Below are 19,588 nucleotides of genomic sequence, written 5' to 3'. Positions count from 1 at the left end.
ATACGCGCCTTCAGATCGTTTCTTTTCGGCAAAAATACAGGATTTGGCTCACAAAACCGAGATGGCTACCCACGCAAAGCAAGACTTGACTCGCGATCCATAATGCAAAGTGCACAGCGAGGAAGCGCAAGGCCGCATTTGCATCACGAGATCGCTGGGAATGACAACGAGTGGTAAAGCGACGACGAAAAGGTCCCGAGGGCAAGTCGAGCAGGCACCGTGTCGCACCCGAATACAACCTGTAAAACGCTAGCGGGTCGGAACGTTCAAGCGTCCCGACCCGCTACGATAAGCAAGCAGCAGCGTCTACTCGACGATAGCGCCGTCTTCCAAGGTGGCGTAGCCGCCGACGAACACATCGGTGGCACGGCCCTTGAGCTCTTCGCCGATGAAGCCGGAGTTGGTGGCCTTCGAGAAGAAGTCCGCCGCATCGACCGTCCACTCGACTTCGGGATCGACGACCGTGAGGTCGGCCGTGCAGCCGGGCTCGATGGCCACGCGCTCGACGCGCAGGATCTCGCGCGGCTTCACGCTCATGAGCTCGATAGCGCGCTCCCAGCTGAGGTGGCCCGGATCCACGAGATTCGTGATGATGAGCGCAAGCGAAGTCTCAAGCCCGATCATGCCGAACGGTGCGATTTCGAACTCGCAGTTCTTCTCCCAGGCGGTATGCGGCGCGTGGTCGGTCACGATGGCGTCGATGGTGCCATCGATCACGCCATCAATAAGCGCGTTGCAATCCTCGGGCGTGCGCAGCGGCGGATTCACCTTGAGGAAGGTGTTGTAGTCGTCGCCGATGGCCCATTCGTTCAGGAAGAGATGATGCGGCGTCACCTCGCAGGTGACGGGCAGGCCCTCTTCCTTCGCGGCGCGCACCAGTTTAAGACCGCGGGCCGTGGTGATGTGCTGGATGTGCAGCGGGCATCCGGTCAAGCGGCAGAGTGCGATGTCGCGGGCGATCTGCAGCTCCTCGCCCTCGGCGGGCCAGCCGAGCATGCCGAGACGCGTGGAAGCGATGCCTTCGTTCACCTGGCCGTCGCCAACCAGACCCTCGTCCTGGCAGTGGCTCATGACAACGCGATCGAACATGCTGCCGTAATCCATGACGCGGCGCATCATGCCCGCGTCTTGCACGCCGCGTCCGTCATCGGTGAACGCCACCGCACCGTGCGCCACCATGTCGCCCATCTCGGAAAGCGTCTCGCCCTTGAGTCCCTGGCTGCAAGCGCCCGCCACGTGCACGCGGCACTTGCCAACCGCGTTTGCACGCGCTTGGATGAACTCGACGGCAGTCGCGTTGTCAGTCACGGGCTTGGTGTTGGGCATGCAGCACACTGCGGTGAACCCGCCATGCGCGGCAGCCCTCGTGCCGCTCGCGATGTCTTCCTTCTGCTCGAAGCCGGGCTCGCGCAGATGCACATGCATGTCGACCAAACCGGGGACGACGATCTTGCCTGCAAGGTCCTTCTCGACGCCCTTCTCGATGGACAGGTTCTCGCCGACTTCCACGATCTTGCCGTCGCGCACGACGATATCGGCTACTTTGTTCAGACCGACCTGCGGGTCGATCACATGGGCGTTCTTAAGCAGTAAGGCCATCTTCGCTCCCTCCCAGAAGTAGGTACATTTCGGCCATGCGGGTCAGGATTCCCGCATAGACCTGATCGAGAATGACCGATCGGTTCGGATGGTCGGCCATATAGCTGTCGAGTTCGACACCGCGGTTGATCGGACCCGGATGGCAGATGATCGCATCGGGTTTCATAAGCGGTTCGCGCTCCTTGGTAAGGCCGAAGAGCTGGTTGTACTCGCGCAAGGAGGGATACGGCGCACCCTCGAGCCGCTCGCGCTGGATGCGCAGCATGTAGACCACATCGAGTTCGGGCAGCGCCTCGTCGAAATTCGACGTCACATGGTCGGCCCCGAGAACATCGGGACGGGCGGGCATGAGCGTGGGAGGCGCGATGACGGTCACTTCGCATCCCATGATCTTGAGTGCGGGAATGAGCGATCCGCACACGCGCGAATGCCCGATATCTCCGACAACGCCCACCTTGAGGCCGGCGAGATCGCCCTTCTTCTCCCAGATGGAGTACAGGTCGAGCAGCGCCTGGGTCGGGTGCTGGTGCTTGCCGTCGCCCGCATCGATCACATGAGCGCCCGAAACGTCGGCGATAAGGCGCGGAACCCCCGCGTGCTTGTCGCGCACGATGACCATGTCGATTTTGTAGGAGCAGAGCGTCTCCACCGTGTCGACGAGGCTTTCACCCTTGACCGCCGAAGTGGACGAGCCGCCGAAGTTCAGGCTGTCGCACGAGAGGCGCTTTTCGGCGATCTCGAACGAGGAGCGCGTGCGGGTCGAGGGCTCGTTGAACATGTTCACGACCGTGAAGCCCTTGAGCGTGGGGACCTTCTTGATCTTCCGCTCGTTTACTTCCCGGAATTTCACAGCCGTCTCAAGGACGAGCATGATGTCGTCGGCAGAGTACTCCGTGATGTCGATAAGATGTCTATGGTTGAACGCCACGGTTATTCACCTCCCAGCGGTGCAGAGCCCGCGCGCGAGCCCGGTTCGATTGACAGGATCTCGACGGCCGAAATGCCGTCGACTTCTTCGAGGAACAAGCGCACGTTCTCATCCGACGCCGAAGGAACGTTCTTGCCCACGAAATCAGCGCGGATCGGAAGTTCGCGATGGCCGCGGTCGACGAGCACGGCAAGCTGAACGGTTGCCGGACGGCCGAGGTCCATGATGGCATCGAGGGCAGCGCGGATCGTGCGGCCCGTGTAGAGCACGTCATCAACCAGCACGATGTCTTTTCCGTCGATGTTGAAGAGGATGTCGGTTGCGTGGACCTCGGGCGAAAGATGCGTCAGGAAGTCATCGCGGTAGAAGCTGATGTCGAGCTTGCCGAGCGGCACCTTCGTGCCTTCGATCTCCTCGATCTTGTCGGCGAGCTTCTTGGCAAGCAGATCGCCGCGGGTCACGATGCCCACGATTGCGATGTTGTCCGCTCCCCTGTTGTGCTCGAGGATCTGATGCGCAATGCGCGTCAGCGATCGCTCGATCTCCTCCGCATCCATGCACACGGATTTGACGTTGTCGTTGTCGTTCATACACACTCCTTTTCTTTCTTCGAGTGCGTACAGACTGACCAGGTGGCTCTCGCTCTAGGCTCCCATTCGAAGCCCGGTTCAGCCGTCTGCGCGAAAGCATAAAAAATGCCTTTGCGACAGACAAAGGCTTCCGAGTTGCTGGCTGCGTATGAAGGTGAGTGCAGCTTGCAAGCCTTGTCGGTCTCTCTGTACCGCTTTTAAAGGACTGAAGCGCAGTATATGCGGTTTGAAACCGCTTTGTAACCCCCTTTATGCAATTTTCTTCGAAAAATATCCAGCTGCTCTATCCGATGACCCGATCGGGTCGGGATAAAACGCGCATGCGGCCATCTCGGCAATGGGATACCAACGTGACGCCAAGCTCCTCGGCGCGCCGGACCGCCTCATCGGTCGCCGACTTCCGGGATACGAGCACGGGGCATCCCGCCCGATGCGCCTTCAGTGCCATTTCGGCGCTGATGCGCCCGGTGATGAACAGCGCCTTGTCGCGCACGTCAACCCGATCGAGCCACGCCTGCCCGATAAGCTTGTCCATGGCGTTATGGCGCCCGATGTCTTCGCGCACGAGCATGAGCGATTCCGCGCCGCCCTCGCCCAGGCCGCAGCCGTGCACGCACTCCCCGGTGTTTCTCCGAGGACTCCGCAGGCAGAGCTCGTCCATCTGAGCGAGCAGCGCATCGGCGTCGAAGCGCTGCTCGGTATGCAGCACGCCGGGTTTCGCGATCGCATCTCCCCCCGAGCGAAGCAAGGCCGATTGAGCGCATCCCGCCGATGTTACGCGATGAAGCGGCACGTAGCCGTCTTCGGCGCGCTCGCCGCTCGCAACGTACACTTCGGCATGCAGCTCGTCCACTTCGACGCGAACGAGCCGGTCCCTGTCGAAGATGAGGCCTTCGGAAAGAAGATAGCCCACCGCAAGTTCGTGAAGCCCATAGGGGCTTCCCTGGCTCACCGCCACCGGCACTTCGTTGAGGAATATGCGGATGGGCCGCTCCTCGGTTTCGGTTCGCGCCGCATGCGTAGGCGGCAGGTATTCGACAACGGCCACGAAGGCCTCCCTTCTTCGGTATCGGCGCTCGAACGCGAGCGCCTATGCGCCTTCGCGCACTCGGGCGAACTGCGGGTCGCTCGCAATCGCATCGAGCGGAGCCATCGCGACATCCTCCACTTCGAAGGAGAACGGCGCGGAAGCGTCCTGCTGGTAAACGGTGCGCACGTAGCCTTCGCATTCGTCGCAAACGGCTATCCGATGCGAATCGTCGCCCTCGACGTTATAGTAGTGCAGGCGGCTCTGGTTCTGCGTTCCGCACCGCGCGCAGCGCACGCGCTCGAAGCTCCATGCCGTCGCGCATTGGCCGCACCAAAGCTCTTTGCCGCGACCCTGCGATGCTTCGGTCTCGCCCACGCGGGCGATCGTCGGCTCGCCGCCGCATACGGGACAGCGAAGCGGATGGGCCCGATCAGCCCCCGCAATGCGCATCGCCTCGACAACGGATCGAGCCGGAGCTTCCAAAAGCGCACGAAGCGAAAGCGAAGCGGCTATTGCGCCGATCGATGCCGAACCCTCGCTCAAGCCTCCGAGTTCGAGCATGCAAGCAAACGCTTCAACGTAGCCTGCAGGGTCGCTTCCTGCAAGCTCGAGCGGACTCTGCGCAACCCACTGCTCCCAAGGCTGATCGGTAAGTTCTTCAGCCAGCGTATCGGGAAACGCGGCCTGCCGCGCTACGAGATCGGCCAAAGCACGTACGGCTTCGGCGAACGCTTCCCGATCAATCGCAACCGCCGACACGGAGAAAACGGGCACATGATCGCGCGCGCATGCCTGCAGCGCATCGGCCTCGGGAACGCGGTACGGTTGCGCTTCTCCATGCTTTTCCGATACGGCGCCCATCGTCTCCCAGATCTCGCGGAAAAACGCGAGGCGGGCGTTCGTCGTCTCGTCCGCAGAGTCGCGGTAAAAGGCGATTGCTGCGTCTATCTGCTTGAAGTTCATAATAGATGCATCCTTCTTCTCGTTTAACGGCAAACCTGCGCCGGGAGCCTTACGTGGAACAGACCCCCGGCACATTGTCGTTACGCGTGTTTCACCTCGACTACGTTGTCACCCGAGGCGATTTCGGCGCGGGCCCAATGACCCCAATGGTACAGTGCATCGGATTCGGAAACCATTCCGTTGCCGAACATGAGCTTGTAGGTGCCACGGTACGGCTGGAAGATGCCGGATCCCAAGAAGATGTGAGCCATCGCAAAGATAGCCACCAGCAGAAACCCGAGATCGTGCAAAAATAGGATCGCACCGTGCGCCGTCGCGCCCAAATCGACGATCGTCGTGCCCAGAAGAAGCAACACGCCCGTTATGCCCATAAGGGCGCCGCAAAACCACAGCATGCCGTCGGCGAAGCGCTGTCCGCTCTTGACTTCATGCTGGTCGGGCATGTGAATCCACTTCGCCAAGAAAAGGTACGGAAAGAAGAGCGCCATCCACTTCTTATCGTCGGAATCCCATCGTGCGAACAAGTTCTTGAAGATGTGGGCCACGCCCCTCGGAGCAAGCACCGCGCTTGCAAGCGGCACGGCCACGAACACGATGCCGATGATGCGGTGCGACATGCGCATCGCGAACACCGCATCGGGCCCGACGGCGGCGGCGAGCGCGGGGACGAACACGAACAGGCCGCTTATGCACAGCAGGATGCAGCAGATGGACGTGACGCCATGCGTGATGCGCGCCTGCATCGAATGGCGCTTGATGTAGCGTTCGATCCTGCCGTCCTTCATGGCAGCCAGAAACATGCGGTTCATCGCAGCCTCCTCGGCGGAAACCCGGACAGGTCCTTTATTCATTATGGCCTCCCTTCTTGCCCGGAAGGTTTTCGAAGATGTGCTCCTTGATGGTCTTTTCGTCCTGTCCGTCACCATGTTTGACCACTTCGCCGGATTCGTAGGAAATCGTATCCTCGGTTTCGGCGTTGTAGACGACTTTGTCGCGCTTGTAGCCAACGCCGAGCGCAAACATGGCCGCGAGACCGACGACGGTAACGCCCGCACCGACAGCCGTAATGGGTTTCATGATCTGCGTCAATGCAACAGCGGGATTAACCTGGGGATTTTCGATCTGCCCGTGCGCTGCCACACCGTATTTGAGCACCTGGATAACATGGAGGCCGCCCATTTCGCTCTCGCCGTAGACGACCGCGTTTTCGTAGCCGCGCTGCTTCAGCGCCGCGACGCGCTCGTGGGCGCGGGCGATCATCTCGCTTCGATCGCCGAACAAAAGGCCTTCGGGCTGACAGGTGCTCACGCATGCGGGCGCGCGGCCCTGCTCGATGCGATCGATGCAGCCCGTGCACTTGCTGATGGTCGTACGAAGCCCAGCCGAATAGCGCGGCACGTCGAACGGGCATGCCGTCGAACAGTACTGGCATCCCACGCACTTCGAATCGTCCATCGTAACGAACCCGGTCTCTTCGTGCTTGAAAATGGCCCCCGCAGGACACATGGCAGCGCACGGCGCGTCGGTGCAGTGCTGGCACGCGCGGCGTCCGAACGCCCACATGACCCCCTTGCTTCCGCCCGCCTCTTCGTTGAACGTGACCACAAGGCGCGTGTCGGCGCCCAGATCGGCCGGACTCTGATACGAGCCGGTCGAGGGGTTGGCGTTCTTCTCGATGGGAGACGGCAGGTCGTTCCAGCATTTGCACGCGACCTGGCACCCGCGGCATGCAGAGCATCGGGAAGTATCGAACAATATCGCTTTCTCACTCATAGCCCGCGCACCTCCTATGCCTTCTCGATATCGACGAGGAACGCCTTGTATTCGGGCACCCAACAGTTCGGGTCACCCACGTTCGGCGGCAAGTCGTTGACGATGTCGCCCGTAGCGTATTCGCCCGCCCAGCCGAAGTGGTGCGTCATACCCACTTGGTGAACCGTCTCGCCGTTTACCGCAAAAGGCTTGAAACGCGGCGTCACGAGTGCCATGACCTCGACAGACCCGCGGTTGTTGAACACCCTGACCCGGTCGCCGTTCTTGATGCCCTTCTCTTCGGCAAGCTCGAGCGACATCTCGACGAACTGCTCGGGCATGGCCTCGTTGAGGGCCGGACAGGAACGGGTCTGGCCGCCTGTCTGCCACTGCTCGGTGACCGAATACGTGGTCACGGCAATCGGATACTCGGAGCGATCGCCCCTCTTCACCGAATCGAACTCGGCGAAGCGAATGCACGGCGAATTCTGCCTTCCGTTGATCTGATTGTCGGAAGGCGATTCGAAGGGCTCGTAGTGCTCGGGCAGCGGCCCATCGCCCATGCCGTAGCTCTCGAGGCGAGCGCTCTGTTCCCAAAGCATGAAGAACGCCTTGTCGTTCGGGGGCACGGGCGTGCCGTTCGAAGCCGCCACGAAGTCGGCGACATCGACCTGATCCCACTTCTCCCCTGTCCATTCGACGAGTTTCTTCGCAGAGTTCCACGGCTTGCCTTCGAGATCGGCAGAGGCGCGGTTGTAGATGATGCGGCGGTTAAGAGGCCAAGCGTAAGCCCACTTCGGATACAGTCCGAGACCCGACGGGTCATCGGTGCTGCGTCCGCCGATGGCCTGCTCGGCAGGATCGAGCGGCGCATCGTTGTTCGCCCAGAACCCGGTGTATATCCACATGCCGCAGGCAGTGGAGCCGTCCGCAGCCAGATTCGCGAAGGTGGACAGCAGCTGAGGCGCGCCGTTTTCAAAGCCGCCCTGCTCGTAGGCGTACCCATTGAGCGCCCAGGCGACGGGCCTCGGATCGATCTTGCCATCGACGTAGTAATCCCATTTCGTGTTGAGAATGGGCTCGGGCGCGATACCGCCTTCCTTTTCGTACAGATCGACGATCGCCGTCCAAAGCACATCGCAGATCTCGTAGTCGGGCTTCGCCTCGTCCCAGGGTTCGACCGCTTGGTAGCGCCACTGCAGCCAACGACCCGAATTGAGGATGGTGCCCGGCTTCTCGTAAATGAGCGCGGCAGGCAGGAAGTACACCGTGGTATCGATCTCCTCGGGATTCATATCGGGAGCCTTCCAAAAGCACGCCGACTCCGTTTCCACCCAATCGACGACGACGAGCCAATCGAGCTTCGCCATAGCACGGCGGACGTTCGATGCGTTGGGCGCCGAGTGACAGGGGTTCATACCCCAGTTGAAGTACCCCTTGATAACGCCTTGGCTCATGAGCTCGAAGGATCCGATGATCGAGTAGTCGGGCGATTTCGGCACCTTGGGCCACCAGTCGTAACCGTAATCGTTCTCAACCGTCGCCGCGTCGCCGAACCACTCCTTCAAAGCCGATACGATGAACTTCGGCTTGTTGGTGTAGTATCCGTCGGAATACGTTTCCTTCTCACACCATGCCCGCAAGGAAGGGGTACCGTACTCGGTCGGCCAGTTGAGGTAGCCGGGCTGATTGGCCACCAGCATTCCCATATCGGTGGCACCCTGCACGTTCGGCTCTCCGCGCAATGCGTTGACGCCGCCGCCGGGCATGCCGATGTTGCCCAGAAGCAACTGCAGGATCGCCATGGCACGGCAGTTCTGTGCGCCGTAGTGATGCTGCGTCTGGCCGAGCGCATACATGATCGTGCCCGATTTGCCCGGCTCCCCGGTGGAAGCGTACACCGAATACATCTTTTCGAGCAGCTCTTTGTCCATGCCGCAAATGCTCGAAACGGTTTCGAGGTCGTAGCGCGCATAGTGCTTTTTAAGCTGCTGGAACACGCACATCGGATCCTCGAGCGTCATATCGCGCTTCGGAACCTCGCGCACGGGGGGCGTGAATTCGGGGACGCCCTCCTTGGCGACCCAGGCGTAAGCGCCCGTCTCGGAGGTATCCCACTGCTGCTCTTCTTCAACCTGATAGTGCCAGGTGGCGTTGCTGTACGTCGCGGAATCCTCATCGAAGCCCGAGAAGATGCCCGTCGTCACATCGAACGAGTACTCCTCGTCGAGCAGAAACGACGCATTCGTGTAATTGAGAACGTACTCATGCTGCCACAGGTCGTTTTCCAAGATATAGTTGAACATGCCGCCGTAAAACGCGATATCGGTGCCCGAACGTATGGGGCAGTAGATGTCGGCCATTTCGGCCGAGCGCGTATAGCGCGGGTCGACTACGATCCACGTCGCGCCGTTGTCGAGCGCTTTCTGGACCCATTTCGATGAAACGGGGTGGTTCTCGACGTTGTTCGAACCGATCGTCATAAGCACGTCGGCGTTTTTGAGATCGCAATAATGGTTCGTCATCGAACCGCGACCGAATGATGCTGCCAGACCGGCAACCGTGGGGCTGTGTCAAACGCGCGCCTGGTTGTCGATGGCTATGACGCCGAGGGAGCGCATCATCTTGTTGATGAGGTATTCTTCCTCGGAGTTCTGTTGAGAGCCGCCCAAGCTTGCGATTCCGGGGCAGCGGTTTACAACGATATCGCCCGCCTTCTCCTCGAATGTGGCATCGCGCGTATCCTTGACCCAGCGTGCGATCTCGGAAGCGGCTTCGTCCCATCCGATGGGTTCCCATTCGGATTTGCCGGGGCGGCGGACCATCGGCTTGGTCTTGCGATTGGTGTTCTTGATCGTTTCATGCGTCGCGGGGTCGACGATGTTGCGAAGCTGCGACATCGAGGCGCCCTTCGGGCACAACCCCCCTTGGTTGATGGGGTGGTCGGGATCTCCTTCGAGATTGACGAGTTCCCCGTCGCGCGTCGAACAGATGACGCCGCAACCTCCCGAGCAGTAACAGCAGATGTTCGTGTACTCCTCGGTGTTCACCAGCTTCCAATCGGATGCGGGCTCTGCGGCGAGCGCCTCCGATCGGGAGGACAACTCAAACGCCAGGCTCGTTGCGAGCGCAGCGCCGGTGGCTTTGAAAAAGCCCCTGCGTGAGAGATTCATGTCCTCGATCTCCTTCCTTCGTTCTTGCCTTACGCTTCTACGCGAAGCGCATCGGATGACAACGCACTCGAGGGCATGGGAGAGCGCTTGCAGCCGATGCGGTTCGACCCTGTGGGCCGTTTGGCAGATGCCCTGCCTGCCAGCGCTCCGATCCTACCATTGACAAGCTTTTTCATCACAGATCAAAGCAAGCGCCTGCTACGGGGGCGATTCGGCGAGCGGCGCATGCGTTGCCGACGGCGCCGAGCGAGCGGCCCCGTTTCATCTGCGAGCGGTCCTCTCCGCGAAAGCAGAGCCTGCACCGTGCGAAAACGCCGGCTCGATCGTTCGGCGAACGGCATCCGTTGCGGGGCTTCCCCGATATCGGCAGGCGGCGTGCATCTTCGGCGGCGGCCATCTTTCTCTGCAGGTGAGCGACCTTTTTCGCAAGATGGAGAATTTCACGGCGCATGCACATGCCTGCTATACTGAAAAGAACGGACGCCTGCGCACGCGTTGGACGATCGGAGGGAACACGGACTGAGAGGAGGTGCGCATGGAAGAGATAGAGAAGATCAAGCTGACCAAACTGACTTCGAAGGGCGGTTGAGCGGCGAAGTGGGGTCCGGGAGATCTCGACGACATACTTAAGACGCTTCTTCCGGGAGACGACACGCGCATGCTCCTGGGTTTCGAAACCAACGACGATGCCGCCGTCTGGCTGCTCGACGACGATCGCGCCGCCGTTTTCACGGCCGACTTCTTCACGCCCATCGTCGACGATCCGTACGAATTCGGTCGCATCGCAGCGGCGAACGCCCTCTCGGACATCTTCGCCATGGGCGCCAAACCCCATGTGGCCTTGAACCTGCTCGCCCTCGACTGCGCGCTGGGCGCACCGATCGCGGCCCAGATCATGAGAGGCGGCGCCGATGCGGTTCGCGAAGCGGGCGCGGTTGTGGCAGGCGGCCACACCGTCGATGACGATGAACCGAAATACGGATTGGCCGTGTTCGGCACCGTTCGCCCCGATAGGATATTGCGCAATGCGGGCGCAAAGCCGAAAGACGTGCTCTACCTTACCAAGCCGCTCGGCACGGGCATCATGGTTTCGGCTCACGCGTGCGATATGGCCCAGGAAAGCGCCTACCGCGCAGCCGTCGAATCGATGATGGAGCTCAACGCCGCAGCTGCCGATGCCCTTGTCGGTTGCGGCGCGCACGCCGCAACCGACGTGACGGGATTCGGACTTGCAGGCCATCTCCACGAGCTGCTGCTCGCAAGCAGCTGCTGCGCGACGCTTCGTTTCGGATCGCTCCCCCTTTTCGAAGGCGTGGAGGATCTTGCCCGTGCCTACTGCCGCCCGAACCGAGCATTCGCGATCATGGACGAAGCGATCGGCTACGTGAGCCAAGGGGCGCTCGGCGACGAAGAATTCGACAACCGCCTCGCCATTGTATGCGACCCCCAAACATCGGGGGGACTGCTCGCCGCGATAGCGCCCGAAGCAGCCGATGATTTCGAGCGCTCCTTCGAAGCCCTCGTCGGGCGTGCGCCCGCCCGCATCGGCACCGTTGCCGAGGGCCTTTCGGGCACCATCGCGTTTTCAGACTGAACGCTTCGCCGCATTGCCGAAGGCCGCTGGCGGCGCAACCGCCCATTCTGCATGCACTTGCAGCGAAACAGCTGCAAGCTCAGAGCTTTTCAAGCAGACGATAGCCGTCGTCGTCCTCGGCGTACAGCGAAGCTCGGCCCGCTATGTCCGCAATGCCTTTCGCAACAGCCAACGCATCCCCATCGTCTTCCGCAGAAAATCGCAGTGACATCCCGCACCCCGCGCTGATCTCGCGGGGCGTGGGAATCATGGCGAACGGCGCACCGGCGAGCGCGCTGTTCGCAGCCATGGCCGCATGGGTTGAATCGAACGAGATCACGTACGGGCGGTCGCTCACAGCGAAACCACCTTCGATGCCTCGCGCATGCGCTCGAGGATATCGTACATGTTCGACACCTCGCCGACGGCAAGGGCATCCTTCAGTCCGTAGAAATCGAGGCAGGTCCCGCATACGAGCACTTCAGTTCCCTGTTCGATAAGGCTCGCAACGCTTTCGGCAACCTGGCACTCGCCGCCCGCCACGAGCTTCACGCCCGCATTCATGAACAGCAACGACACCGGAGGATCGCCCGCTTCTGCAAGCGTGTAGAGGGCCATCTTCATCAGGTTGCGACCAAGCTCGTCATCCCCCGAACCGATTCCGTCGCTTCCGACGAACACGCAGTATCCGCACCCCGCACCCGTCGAGCACGCCACAGGCGTGCATGCCGGCGCCGCACCCGCAGATCCGATGCTCGGCGCACTTCCTCGGCTCGCAGGCGAAACCCCGTTGTCGCCTGCGCCAGCGTAGGCGACGAGCCACCCGCCCTCGATGGCATCGACCGCAACAGATAGCCCCGTTTTCTCACCTAGACGCGTCAGATTCTTGACGGCCGTTTCATTATCGACGCGCACCTCCAGTTCTGTGCAACCTGCATCGATCTCCTTTTTCGCCAGAACAAGCGGCTTGGGACACGCCAGCCCGAAGGCATCGATCGTTTTCATAAAACTATCCTTTCGCGCCGTTTCGCCGTATCGGCATTCACGGCATTTCTATGAAAGCGCCGCCTTCGACCACGACGGCCTCCGCGGCCGTCGATCCGATGTCGACGCCGATGCTATACACGAGAACCCCCTTCGGCGACAAACGCGAGCGCGGCGATTCCCTTGTCGATTTCCGCTTCGCTCGTTCGATGCGAGAAGCTGAATCGCACAGCGCCGCTCTCTTTCGTGCCGAGCGCTTCATGCATGAGCGGTGCGCAATGGGCGCCCGCCCGAACGCATATTCCGAATTCGCTCCACAGCCTCCCGGCACCAAGCGCCGAATCCATGCCGTCGATCACGATGGCGACGATGCCCGAACGGACCCGCGTCGATCCTCCCAGTACGCTGACGTTCGGCAAGCCCCGAACGCCTTCCAGGAATCGGGACGTCGCTCCTTCGATGCGACGCGAAACGGTTTCGAGGCCGATCCTATCGAGGTAGGCTATACCGGCCGCAAGCCCCGCAAGCCCATGGGCGTTCGCAGTACCGGCCTCCAGGCTTTCGGGCATCGCATCGGGATGGCGCTCTTCGAAGCTTCGAAAACCCGATCCCCCCACCATAAGCGGCGGCAGCTCGATATCGCCGCCCACGGCCAGCCCGCCGGTACCTTGGGGTCCGTACAGGGCCTTATGGCCGGTAAAGCACACGACATCCGCCCCGATCTCCCCCATGTCGATCGGCAAGGTGCCGGCCGTTTGGGCGGCGTCGAGCACGAATGCGGCGCCCGCCTCATGCGCCGTACGGGCCATGCGGGCCACATCGTACACATCGCCGGTCACGTTCGAGGCATGCGTCGCCACCACGACGTCGGCTCCGTCTTCGAGCATGCGCTCGAAAGCCGGGTAATCAAGCGATCCGTCGGCGCGCACCGGGGCAACGGCAAGCGAGCAACCGCACTCGTCGCGCATCCGATACAGCGGCCGGAGCACCGAGTTGTGCGAGGCAGCCGTGGTCACCGCCCGGCCCCGCGCAGNCGGCGCCCGCCTCATGCGCCGTACGGGCCATGCGGGCCACATCGTACACATCGCCGGTCACGTTCGAGGCATGCGTCGCCACCACGACGTCGGCTCCGTCTTCGAGCATGCGCTCGAAAGCCGGGTAATCAAGCGATCCGTCGGCGCGCACCGGGGCAACGGCAAGCGAGCAACCGCACTCGTCGCGCATCCGATACAGCGGCCGGAGCACCGAGTTGTGCGAGGCAGCCGTGGTCACCGCCCGGCCCCGCGCAGGCAAGAGCCCCGCGATGGCCATGTTGAGCGCGGCGGTTGCGTTTGCCGTGAAGGCAATGCGCGAAGCGGCTTGCGCACCGAGGAGTCGAGCGATGCCCTCGCGTGCGGCGTACACCGCTTCCGAAGCCGCGATCGACGCTCCGTGAACGCCGCGCCCCGCACCGCCGAACGTGCGCAGCGCGGCGGTCATCGCCTCGATAACCTCGTCGGGCTTGTCCATCGTCGTCGCCGCATTGTCGAAATAGATCATGGTTCCGCCTCGTCGCAAGCAACACGAAAGCTGCTTGCGTTGTCGATTCGTCGTATAGTCGAGAAATACCGCCCGATCGCAGGCATGCGAACATGCCGCTGGGCGGCGGTGCAGAACGAACGGATGCGCTGCAGAGACGCACCCGGCGCTTCCCTTGAAGCTTTTGGTCGCCGTCCGCGGAAAGCAAAAACCCGCAGCCAGGCTGAATCGCAGTATAACGCACGCCGATCGCCGAAAACGCCGATTTTTCAACAGATTCTGCCAGCGGCGGGATCAACGAAAACGCGGCGGAGCAACTGGTATACTTTCCAAAGACGCTACGGCCCAACACGGTGGGCATCCACGGTTTCGAGAAAGGCATTCCCATGGCGCAGACGCCTCGCCCCGACCTCCTTCGCGCGCTTCCCCAAGTGGAGGAAATGCTGCAATCGCCCGAGATCAAGGCGCTCGGCTCGCTTCTGCCGCGCACCTTACTTGCAGATTGCGTGAGGGAAGCCATCGAGAGCGCACGCCGGGCCATCCTAACCGACGCGCTGCGCGAAGTCGACGTCCGCGCAATAGCCGACGATGCATGCGCATGCGCCCTCGCCAACCTCAAGCCGTCGCTCAAACGCGTCGTCAACGCAACGGGAATCATCCTCCACACCAACCTCGGCAGAAGCGTTCTGGCCGATGAGGCGGTTCACGCAGTCGAAGATGTCGCACGTGGTTACTCGACGCTTGAATACGATACCGAAACGCTCTCGCGCGGAAGCCGTCACGACCATGTGGAGCGCCTCATCTGCGCGCTCACGGGATCCGAAGCCGCCATCGCCGTCAACAACAACGCCGCCGCGGTTCTGATGGTGCTTGCGGAGTTCGCCGCAGAAAGGAAAGCCGTCGTTTCGCGCGGCGAGCTGGTCGAAATAGGCGGGTCGTTCCGCATACCCGACATCATGGCGCTCTCGCGCGCCGAGATGGTCGAGGTGGGCACGACGAACAAAACCCATGCGTCCGACTACGCTGAAGCGATCGGCCCCGACACGGCGATGCTGCTCAAAGTGCACCCCTCGAATTACCGTATCGTCGGGTTTTCCGAATCGGTGGGCGTAACGGAGCTGCGGCGCCTCGCCGATGAGGAGAACGCGCGCCGCTCTCTCTCGACTTGCGACGCCGAATGCTCTGAGAGCCTGTTGATCTTCGAAGACCAAGGATCTGGGGCGCTGCTGCATCTCGATTGCTTCGGAACCTATGCCGAACCCACAGTCGCCGAATCGCTGAAGCGAGGTTGCGATCTCGTCTCGTTTTCGGGTGACAAGCTGCTCGGCGGACCCCAAGCCGGCATCGTCGTCGGCTCGCGTCGCCTGATCGATCGACTGAAGAAAAACCCGCTTGCTCGCGCGCTGCGCCTCGATAAAATGACCCTCGCCGCGCTCGAGGCGACGCTGCGCATCCACCTTGATCCCGAGCAGGCGCTTCGCGCCATCCCGACGCTGCGCATGCTCTCGGAGCCCGCCGATTCCGTACGCGATCGCGCGATCCGGCTCGCATCGGCGCTCGATGATGCGCTGCCCGAAGGATACGCCCAAGTGAACGTCGTCAACGAGACGGCGCGGGCAGGCGGCGGCTCGCTGCCGCTATGCGATATCGAATCGCATGCCGCCCAGATTACGTTCTTGCGCGGAAACGCACAGGATTGCGAAACGTTCCTCATCGCAAAACGCCGCGTTCCCATCGTCGGACGAATCAAGAAAGAAGCGGTTCTTTTGGACGCCCGCACGATCACCGATGCCGACATCCCCGAAGCCGCATCCGCGCTGCGCGCCTACTTCGATGCGCTCGACGTATCGACAGAAACCACGCGCGCCCTTCGCAACGACCCAGCCTCACGATCGGGCATTCGCCCGAATCCCGCGAAAAGCGAGGCTACCCGATGAGCCGCGATCTCGTACTCGGAACAGCCGGGCACATCGACCACGGGAAATCATCGCTCGTCTACGCCCTCACCGGAACCGACCCCGACCGCCTGAGCGAAGAGAAACGACGCGGTATAACGATCGAACTCGGTTTCGCCCGGCTCGACCTACCCGGCGACGTGTCGCTCGGCATCGTCGACGTACCCGGCCACGAACGCTTCGTCAGACAGATGATCGCCGGATCCAGCGGCATCGATTTCGCGCTGCTTTGCATCGCCGCCGATGACGGCATCATGCCCCAAACGCTCGAACACCTCGCCGTGCTCGAGCTTCTGGGCGTACCCCGCCTTGTCGTGGCCCTGACCAAAATCGATCTGGTCGACGACGAGTGGACGTCCTTCATGGCAGACGAAATCGAGGCGCGCCTCGAGCAAACCCCCTACGCCCACGCCCCCGTCGTTTCCGTTTCGAGCAAAACCGGACAAGGCCTCGACGACCTCAAAGGGGCCCTTGCTGAAATGGCGCGGGCGACCGAACGCATTCAGACCGGTTCGATCCCCCGCCTTCCCGTTGACCGGGTATTTTCCGTAAAAGGAGCGGGCACCGTCATCACCGGCACCCTCTGGAGCGGAAAAATCGCGCTCGATGACGAAATCGAAGTGCTGCCGAGCGGATTGCGCGCCCGTGTTCGCGGCATCCAGATTCATGGGACGGCATCGAAAACAGCACTCGCAGGCCATCGCGTTGCCCTCAACCTCAACGCCCTCTCGACAAGCGAAATCCGACCGGGCTCGTTCATCGCCGCACCCGGTGCGATCATTCCAACCGATCGATTCGATGCCGAACTTGCCTTCCTGGGCGTTCCGGGCAAAACACGCTCCCTCGAAAGCGGCACGCGCGTCCGCGTGGCGCACGGAACGCGCGAGACCTTCGGGCGCGTTCTCCTCATCGGACAGAGGGAATCGCTTGCGTGCGGCGAGCGGGCCTTTGCACAGATTCGACTCGAAGAACCCCTGCCCGTATCCTGGCGCGACCGCTTCGTGGTGAGATCCTACTCCCCCGTTCACGTAATCGGGGGCGGCACCGTGCTTCGCGCCCATCCGCGCAGAACGACGAACATCTCGCCGGAAGATCTAAAGTTGCTCGAAGCGCTCTGCACGCAAAACGAATCGGCCGTTGCAAAAGCGTCCTTCGCGACTCAAAGCCTGCCCGTCACCGCATCGGCGCTTGCCGCAGCATCCGGCCTTTCGGCCCCAGCCGCCCAGCGAGAGCTCGACGCCCTCGTCGCCGCTGGTGCGGCCGTACGGCTCGAAGGAGCCCCTCGAGGCTCGTTCTACATGGCGAAATCGAACCTTCAGCGGCTCCGTTCCGCCATTGAAAACGCTTTGCTCAAATTCCATGCCGAGAATCCGACTGCGCCGGGCATCGCAAAAGACATCCTTCGCCAGCGTGCCGTTCCCGCAGCCGACGCCGAATCCTTCGACGCCCTGCTCGCCGATGCCGTTTCCGCAGGAGCGGCGATCGCCTCGAACGGGGAGGTTGCCCACCCGAAAGCAGGAGCAGCGGCACGAAAAGCAGTCGAGCTGGCAACCGAGACCCTAGCCGCAACCCTCGCCGCCGCAGGCGGCACGCCCCCAACCGTATCCGATCTCATCGCCGCAAGCGGAGTCGAACCCGCACTTGCCCACCGCGCGCTCAACATACTCGAAAAAGAAGGCGCCGTCCGCCGCGTAAGCCAGGAGTTCTTCTTCGATGCCGCCGCATTCGAATCGCTCGCCGGCAGTGCGCGCGCCCGACTCGAGCAGGGACCCGCAACCGCAGCCGAGCTCAAGGAGGCCATGAACACCAGCAGGAAATACGCCATTCCCCTGCTCGAGCATTTCGATTCCCAGGGCATGACGAGGCGCGACGGCGATCTGCGTTATCTGCGATAGCATGCGGATGCAAATGGCGGAGATGCATGCGAATCGAACGCACCCGAGACGTTCTGCGCGCCTCACATCGGCTTTGAAGGCCGTGGGGCCCACCAGGACCCATCCATCTCCGTTTCAGCGAACGCGCCCGAAGCGGCGCTCGATCATGATACCGTAAAACCGATAAATCGGCTCAGAAATTCGAACAGATGCCTCACGAGTCCGTGAAGCGCACTTTCTTCTTCAGAACCTTGCGCAAAACGAAGTAGTATGCAACGCCCGCAAGCACCCATGAGACGCCGAGGAGCTTCGCCGGCATGCTCAGACTCACCCACGTATAGGCGATAACCGCAAAACCTATCGCAGGCGATATCAGGTGGGCGAATACTTTGCCGTCGCGCTTCTTGACGAAGAAGTGCCACACGACGGTCGCATGCAGAACGAGAAAGGCCGTGAGTGCGCCGAAGTTCACGAACAGCGATATCGTATCGGTGCCGAATCTGCCCAGAACCAAAACGAGCACGAGCGACACCGCGCCCACGAACAGCGTCGCCACATAGGGCGTCTTGTATTTCGGATGGATCCTCGCAAGCGCATGCGGAAGGCTCCCATCGCGCCCCATGGCAAACAGTATGCGCGAGATGGCAGTCTGGGCGGCAAGCGCCGTGAAGATTCCCCACGACAGCGCCGTTGCAAGAGCGCAGGTAACGGAAAGCGCCCTTCCCCCCGCCAAACCCGCCACAAGGTAGAACGCGTTGTCCTGGTCATGCGCGAATACCGCGCCGTCAGGGCTGATGCATCCGGCAATGTAGGTCTGCACCGCGAATAGCGTGCCCACGATTGCAAGAGAGGCCATCATCGCCCTTCCCGGTCCGCGGCGAGCGTCCTTCGCCTCCTCCGCAAGCGTCGCGATGCCGTCGAAGCCGAGAAACGACAGCACGCCCAACGACACGGCGCTCATCACAAGGTTGGGATCGAAGGTTTCCGGGTTGAAGACGGGATCGAACGTGAAACCTTTCGATGACGGGTCCGTCGCGACCCAATGGATCCCCAATACGATGAACACGGCAAGGCAGAGCATCTCGAGCACGAGGGCGATGCGATTGACGGCAGAGGCCGTCTCGATGCCGCGAACGTTCACGAACGTATTGGCCAGCACGAACACGACGCCGAACGCCCACGCAGGTATTTCGGGCACGATTCCATGAAGCGCGGTCGATGATACGACGTACAGGAGCACCGGGCTTAAAATGTAGTCGAGCATGAGCGCCCAACCGGTCAAAAACCCGACGCCCGGATTGATCGCCCCTGCTCGCATAGGCATACACCGATCCCGATACGGGAAACTCCCGGCCAAGCGATGCATAGGAGAGAGCCGTGAACGCCATGGCGCACGTGCCGACGATGTACACGAGCGTCGGCATGCCGCCCGATTCCGTGAATATGCCGCCATAGATGCCGAACGGCGCAATGGGCACCATGAATATAAGCCCGTAGACCACCATGTCGGGAACCGACATGACACGTCTCAGCTTCGGTTTGTTCGACCGCCCTTCCGTTTCGGCACCGGCGGATCTGCCCTGCATGACGTAAGCCTCCTCAGAAGCGCACCCGTTCGCGGTTTCGGCGATGCGCCGCCTACCACTGTA

General features: G+C 61.8%; 16 protein-coding genes and 1 tRNA gene. 3 read left to right on the top strand and 14 right to left on the bottom strand.

The annotated features are described in order from the left end of the window. Window positions 1-306 precede the first annotated feature (306 nt). From C1719_RS07880 to C1719_RS07845, 8 genes are all read right to left on the bottom strand, one after another. Window positions 307-1,599, bottom strand: coding sequence for a dihydroorotase (locus C1719_RS07880; RefSeq protein WP_102374602.1), 1,293 nt, complete (start codon window positions 1,597-1,599; stop codon window positions 307-309). Then, window positions 1,583-2,527, bottom strand: a complete 945-nt coding sequence (locus C1719_RS07875) for an aspartate carbamoyltransferase catalytic subunit (protein WP_102374601.1) — start codon at window positions 2,525-2,527, stop codon at window positions 1,583-1,585. The genes C1719_RS07880 and C1719_RS07875 overlap by 17 nt, the downstream gene beginning before the upstream one ends. Window positions 2,528-2,529: 2 nt before the next feature. Further along, window positions 2,530-3,117: a bifunctional pyr operon transcriptional regulator/uracil phosphoribosyltransferase PyrR gene (gene pyrR, locus C1719_RS07870; RefSeq protein ID WP_102374600.1), complete on the bottom strand. Its 588-nt coding sequence runs from the start codon at window positions 3,115-3,117 to the stop codon at window positions 2,530-2,532. Between the two features lie 283 nt (window positions 3,118-3,400). Next, entirely contained in the window at window positions 3,401-4,165 is a 765-nt protein-coding gene (gene fdhD, locus C1719_RS07865; RefSeq protein ID WP_102374599.1) for a formate dehydrogenase accessory sulfurtransferase FdhD, read from the bottom strand. A 42-nt stretch (window positions 4,166-4,207) separates the two neighbouring features. Further along, window positions 4,208-5,110, bottom strand: coding sequence for a formate dehydrogenase accessory protein FdhE (locus tag C1719_RS07860; RefSeq protein WP_102374598.1), 903 nt, complete (start codon window positions 5,108-5,110; stop codon window positions 4,208-4,210). Window positions 5,111-5,190: 80 nt separating this feature from the next. Further along, a complete protein-coding gene (locus C1719_RS07855; protein WP_102374597.1) occupies window positions 5,191-5,961 on the bottom strand; it encodes a cytochrome b/b6 domain-containing protein in 771 nt (256 codons plus the stop codon). Continuing rightward, window positions 5,954-6,883, bottom strand: coding sequence for a 4Fe-4S dicluster domain-containing protein (locus C1719_RS07850; RefSeq protein WP_102374596.1), 930 nt, complete (start codon window positions 6,881-6,883; stop codon window positions 5,954-5,956). The genes C1719_RS07855 and C1719_RS07850 overlap by 8 nt, the downstream gene beginning before the upstream one ends. A gap of 14 nt (window positions 6,884-6,897) precedes the next feature. Next, window positions 6,898-10,035, bottom strand: a complete 3,138-nt coding sequence (locus tag C1719_RS07845) for a molybdopterin-dependent oxidoreductase (RefSeq protein WP_219717839.1) — start codon at window positions 10,033-10,035, stop codon at window positions 6,898-6,900. Window positions 10,036-10,570: 535 nt separating this feature from the next. On the opposite strand from C1719_RS07845, the gene selD reads away from it, so the two are divergent. Further along, window positions 10,571-11,629, top strand: a complete 1,059-nt coding sequence (gene selD, locus C1719_RS07830; protein ID WP_102374592.1) for a selenide, water dikinase SelD — start codon at window positions 10,571-10,573, stop codon at window positions 11,627-11,629. 79 nt (window positions 11,630-11,708) lie between these two features. Here selD and C1719_RS07825 read toward each other — a convergent pair whose 3' ends face one another. From C1719_RS07825 to C1719_RS07810, 4 genes are all read right to left on the bottom strand, one after another. After that, entirely contained in the window at window positions 11,709-11,966 is a 258-nt protein-coding gene (locus C1719_RS07825; protein ID WP_102374591.1) for a putative Se/S carrier protein, read from the bottom strand. Next, window positions 11,963-12,613 carry a sulfurtransferase-like selenium metabolism protein YedF gene (gene yedF, locus C1719_RS07820; protein WP_102374590.1) on the bottom strand — a complete coding sequence of 217 codons (651 nt, stop codon included), beginning with the start codon at window positions 12,611-12,613 and terminating at the stop codon, window positions 11,963-11,965. Before yedF ends, C1719_RS07825 begins: the two co-directional genes overlap by 4 nt. Before the next feature lie 113 nt (window positions 12,614-12,726). Beyond that, entirely contained in the window at window positions 12,727-13,608 is an 882-nt protein-coding gene (locus C1719_RS07815; protein ID WP_245874425.1) for an aminotransferase class V-fold PLP-dependent enzyme, read from the bottom strand. Continuing rightward, window positions 13,499-14,131 carry an aminotransferase class V-fold PLP-dependent enzyme gene (locus C1719_RS07810; RefSeq protein WP_102374588.1) on the bottom strand — a complete coding sequence of 211 codons (633 nt, stop codon included), beginning with the start codon at window positions 14,129-14,131 and terminating at the stop codon, window positions 13,499-13,501. Before C1719_RS07810 ends, C1719_RS07815 begins: the two co-directional genes overlap by 110 nt. Before the next feature lie 365 nt (window positions 14,132-14,496). Here C1719_RS07810 and selA point away from each other — a divergent pair, with 365 nt between their 5' ends. Next, window positions 14,497-16,047, top strand: coding sequence for an L-seryl-tRNA(Sec) selenium transferase (gene selA, locus C1719_RS07805; protein WP_102374587.1), 1,551 nt, complete (start codon window positions 14,497-14,499; stop codon window positions 16,045-16,047). Then, entirely contained in the window at window positions 16,044-17,960 is a 1,917-nt protein-coding gene (gene selB / locus C1719_RS07800) for a selenocysteine-specific translation elongation factor (RefSeq protein WP_102374586.1), read from the top strand. The genes selA and selB overlap by 4 nt, the downstream gene beginning before the upstream one ends. Before the next feature lie 14 nt (window positions 17,961-17,974). Here selB and C1719_RS15705 read toward each other — a convergent pair. Together C1719_RS15705 and C1719_RS07795 are read right to left on the bottom strand one after the other, a co-directional pair. Next, a tRNA-Sec gene (locus tag C1719_RS15705) sits at window positions 17,975-18,071 on the bottom strand. Between the two features lie 82 nt (window positions 18,072-18,153). Continuing rightward, window positions 18,154-19,263, bottom strand: coding sequence for an APC family permease (locus tag C1719_RS07795; protein ID WP_245874424.1), 1,110 nt, complete (start codon window positions 19,261-19,263; stop codon window positions 18,154-18,156). Window positions 19,264-19,588 lie beyond the last annotated feature (325 nt).

This window comes from Raoultibacter massiliensis (assembly GCF_900199545.1).
GTDB classification, from domain to species: domain Bacteria; phylum Actinomycetota; class Coriobacteriia; order Coriobacteriales; family Eggerthellaceae; genus Raoultibacter; species Raoultibacter massiliensis.
This window is presented reverse-complemented; position numbering and strand designations above follow the sequence as displayed.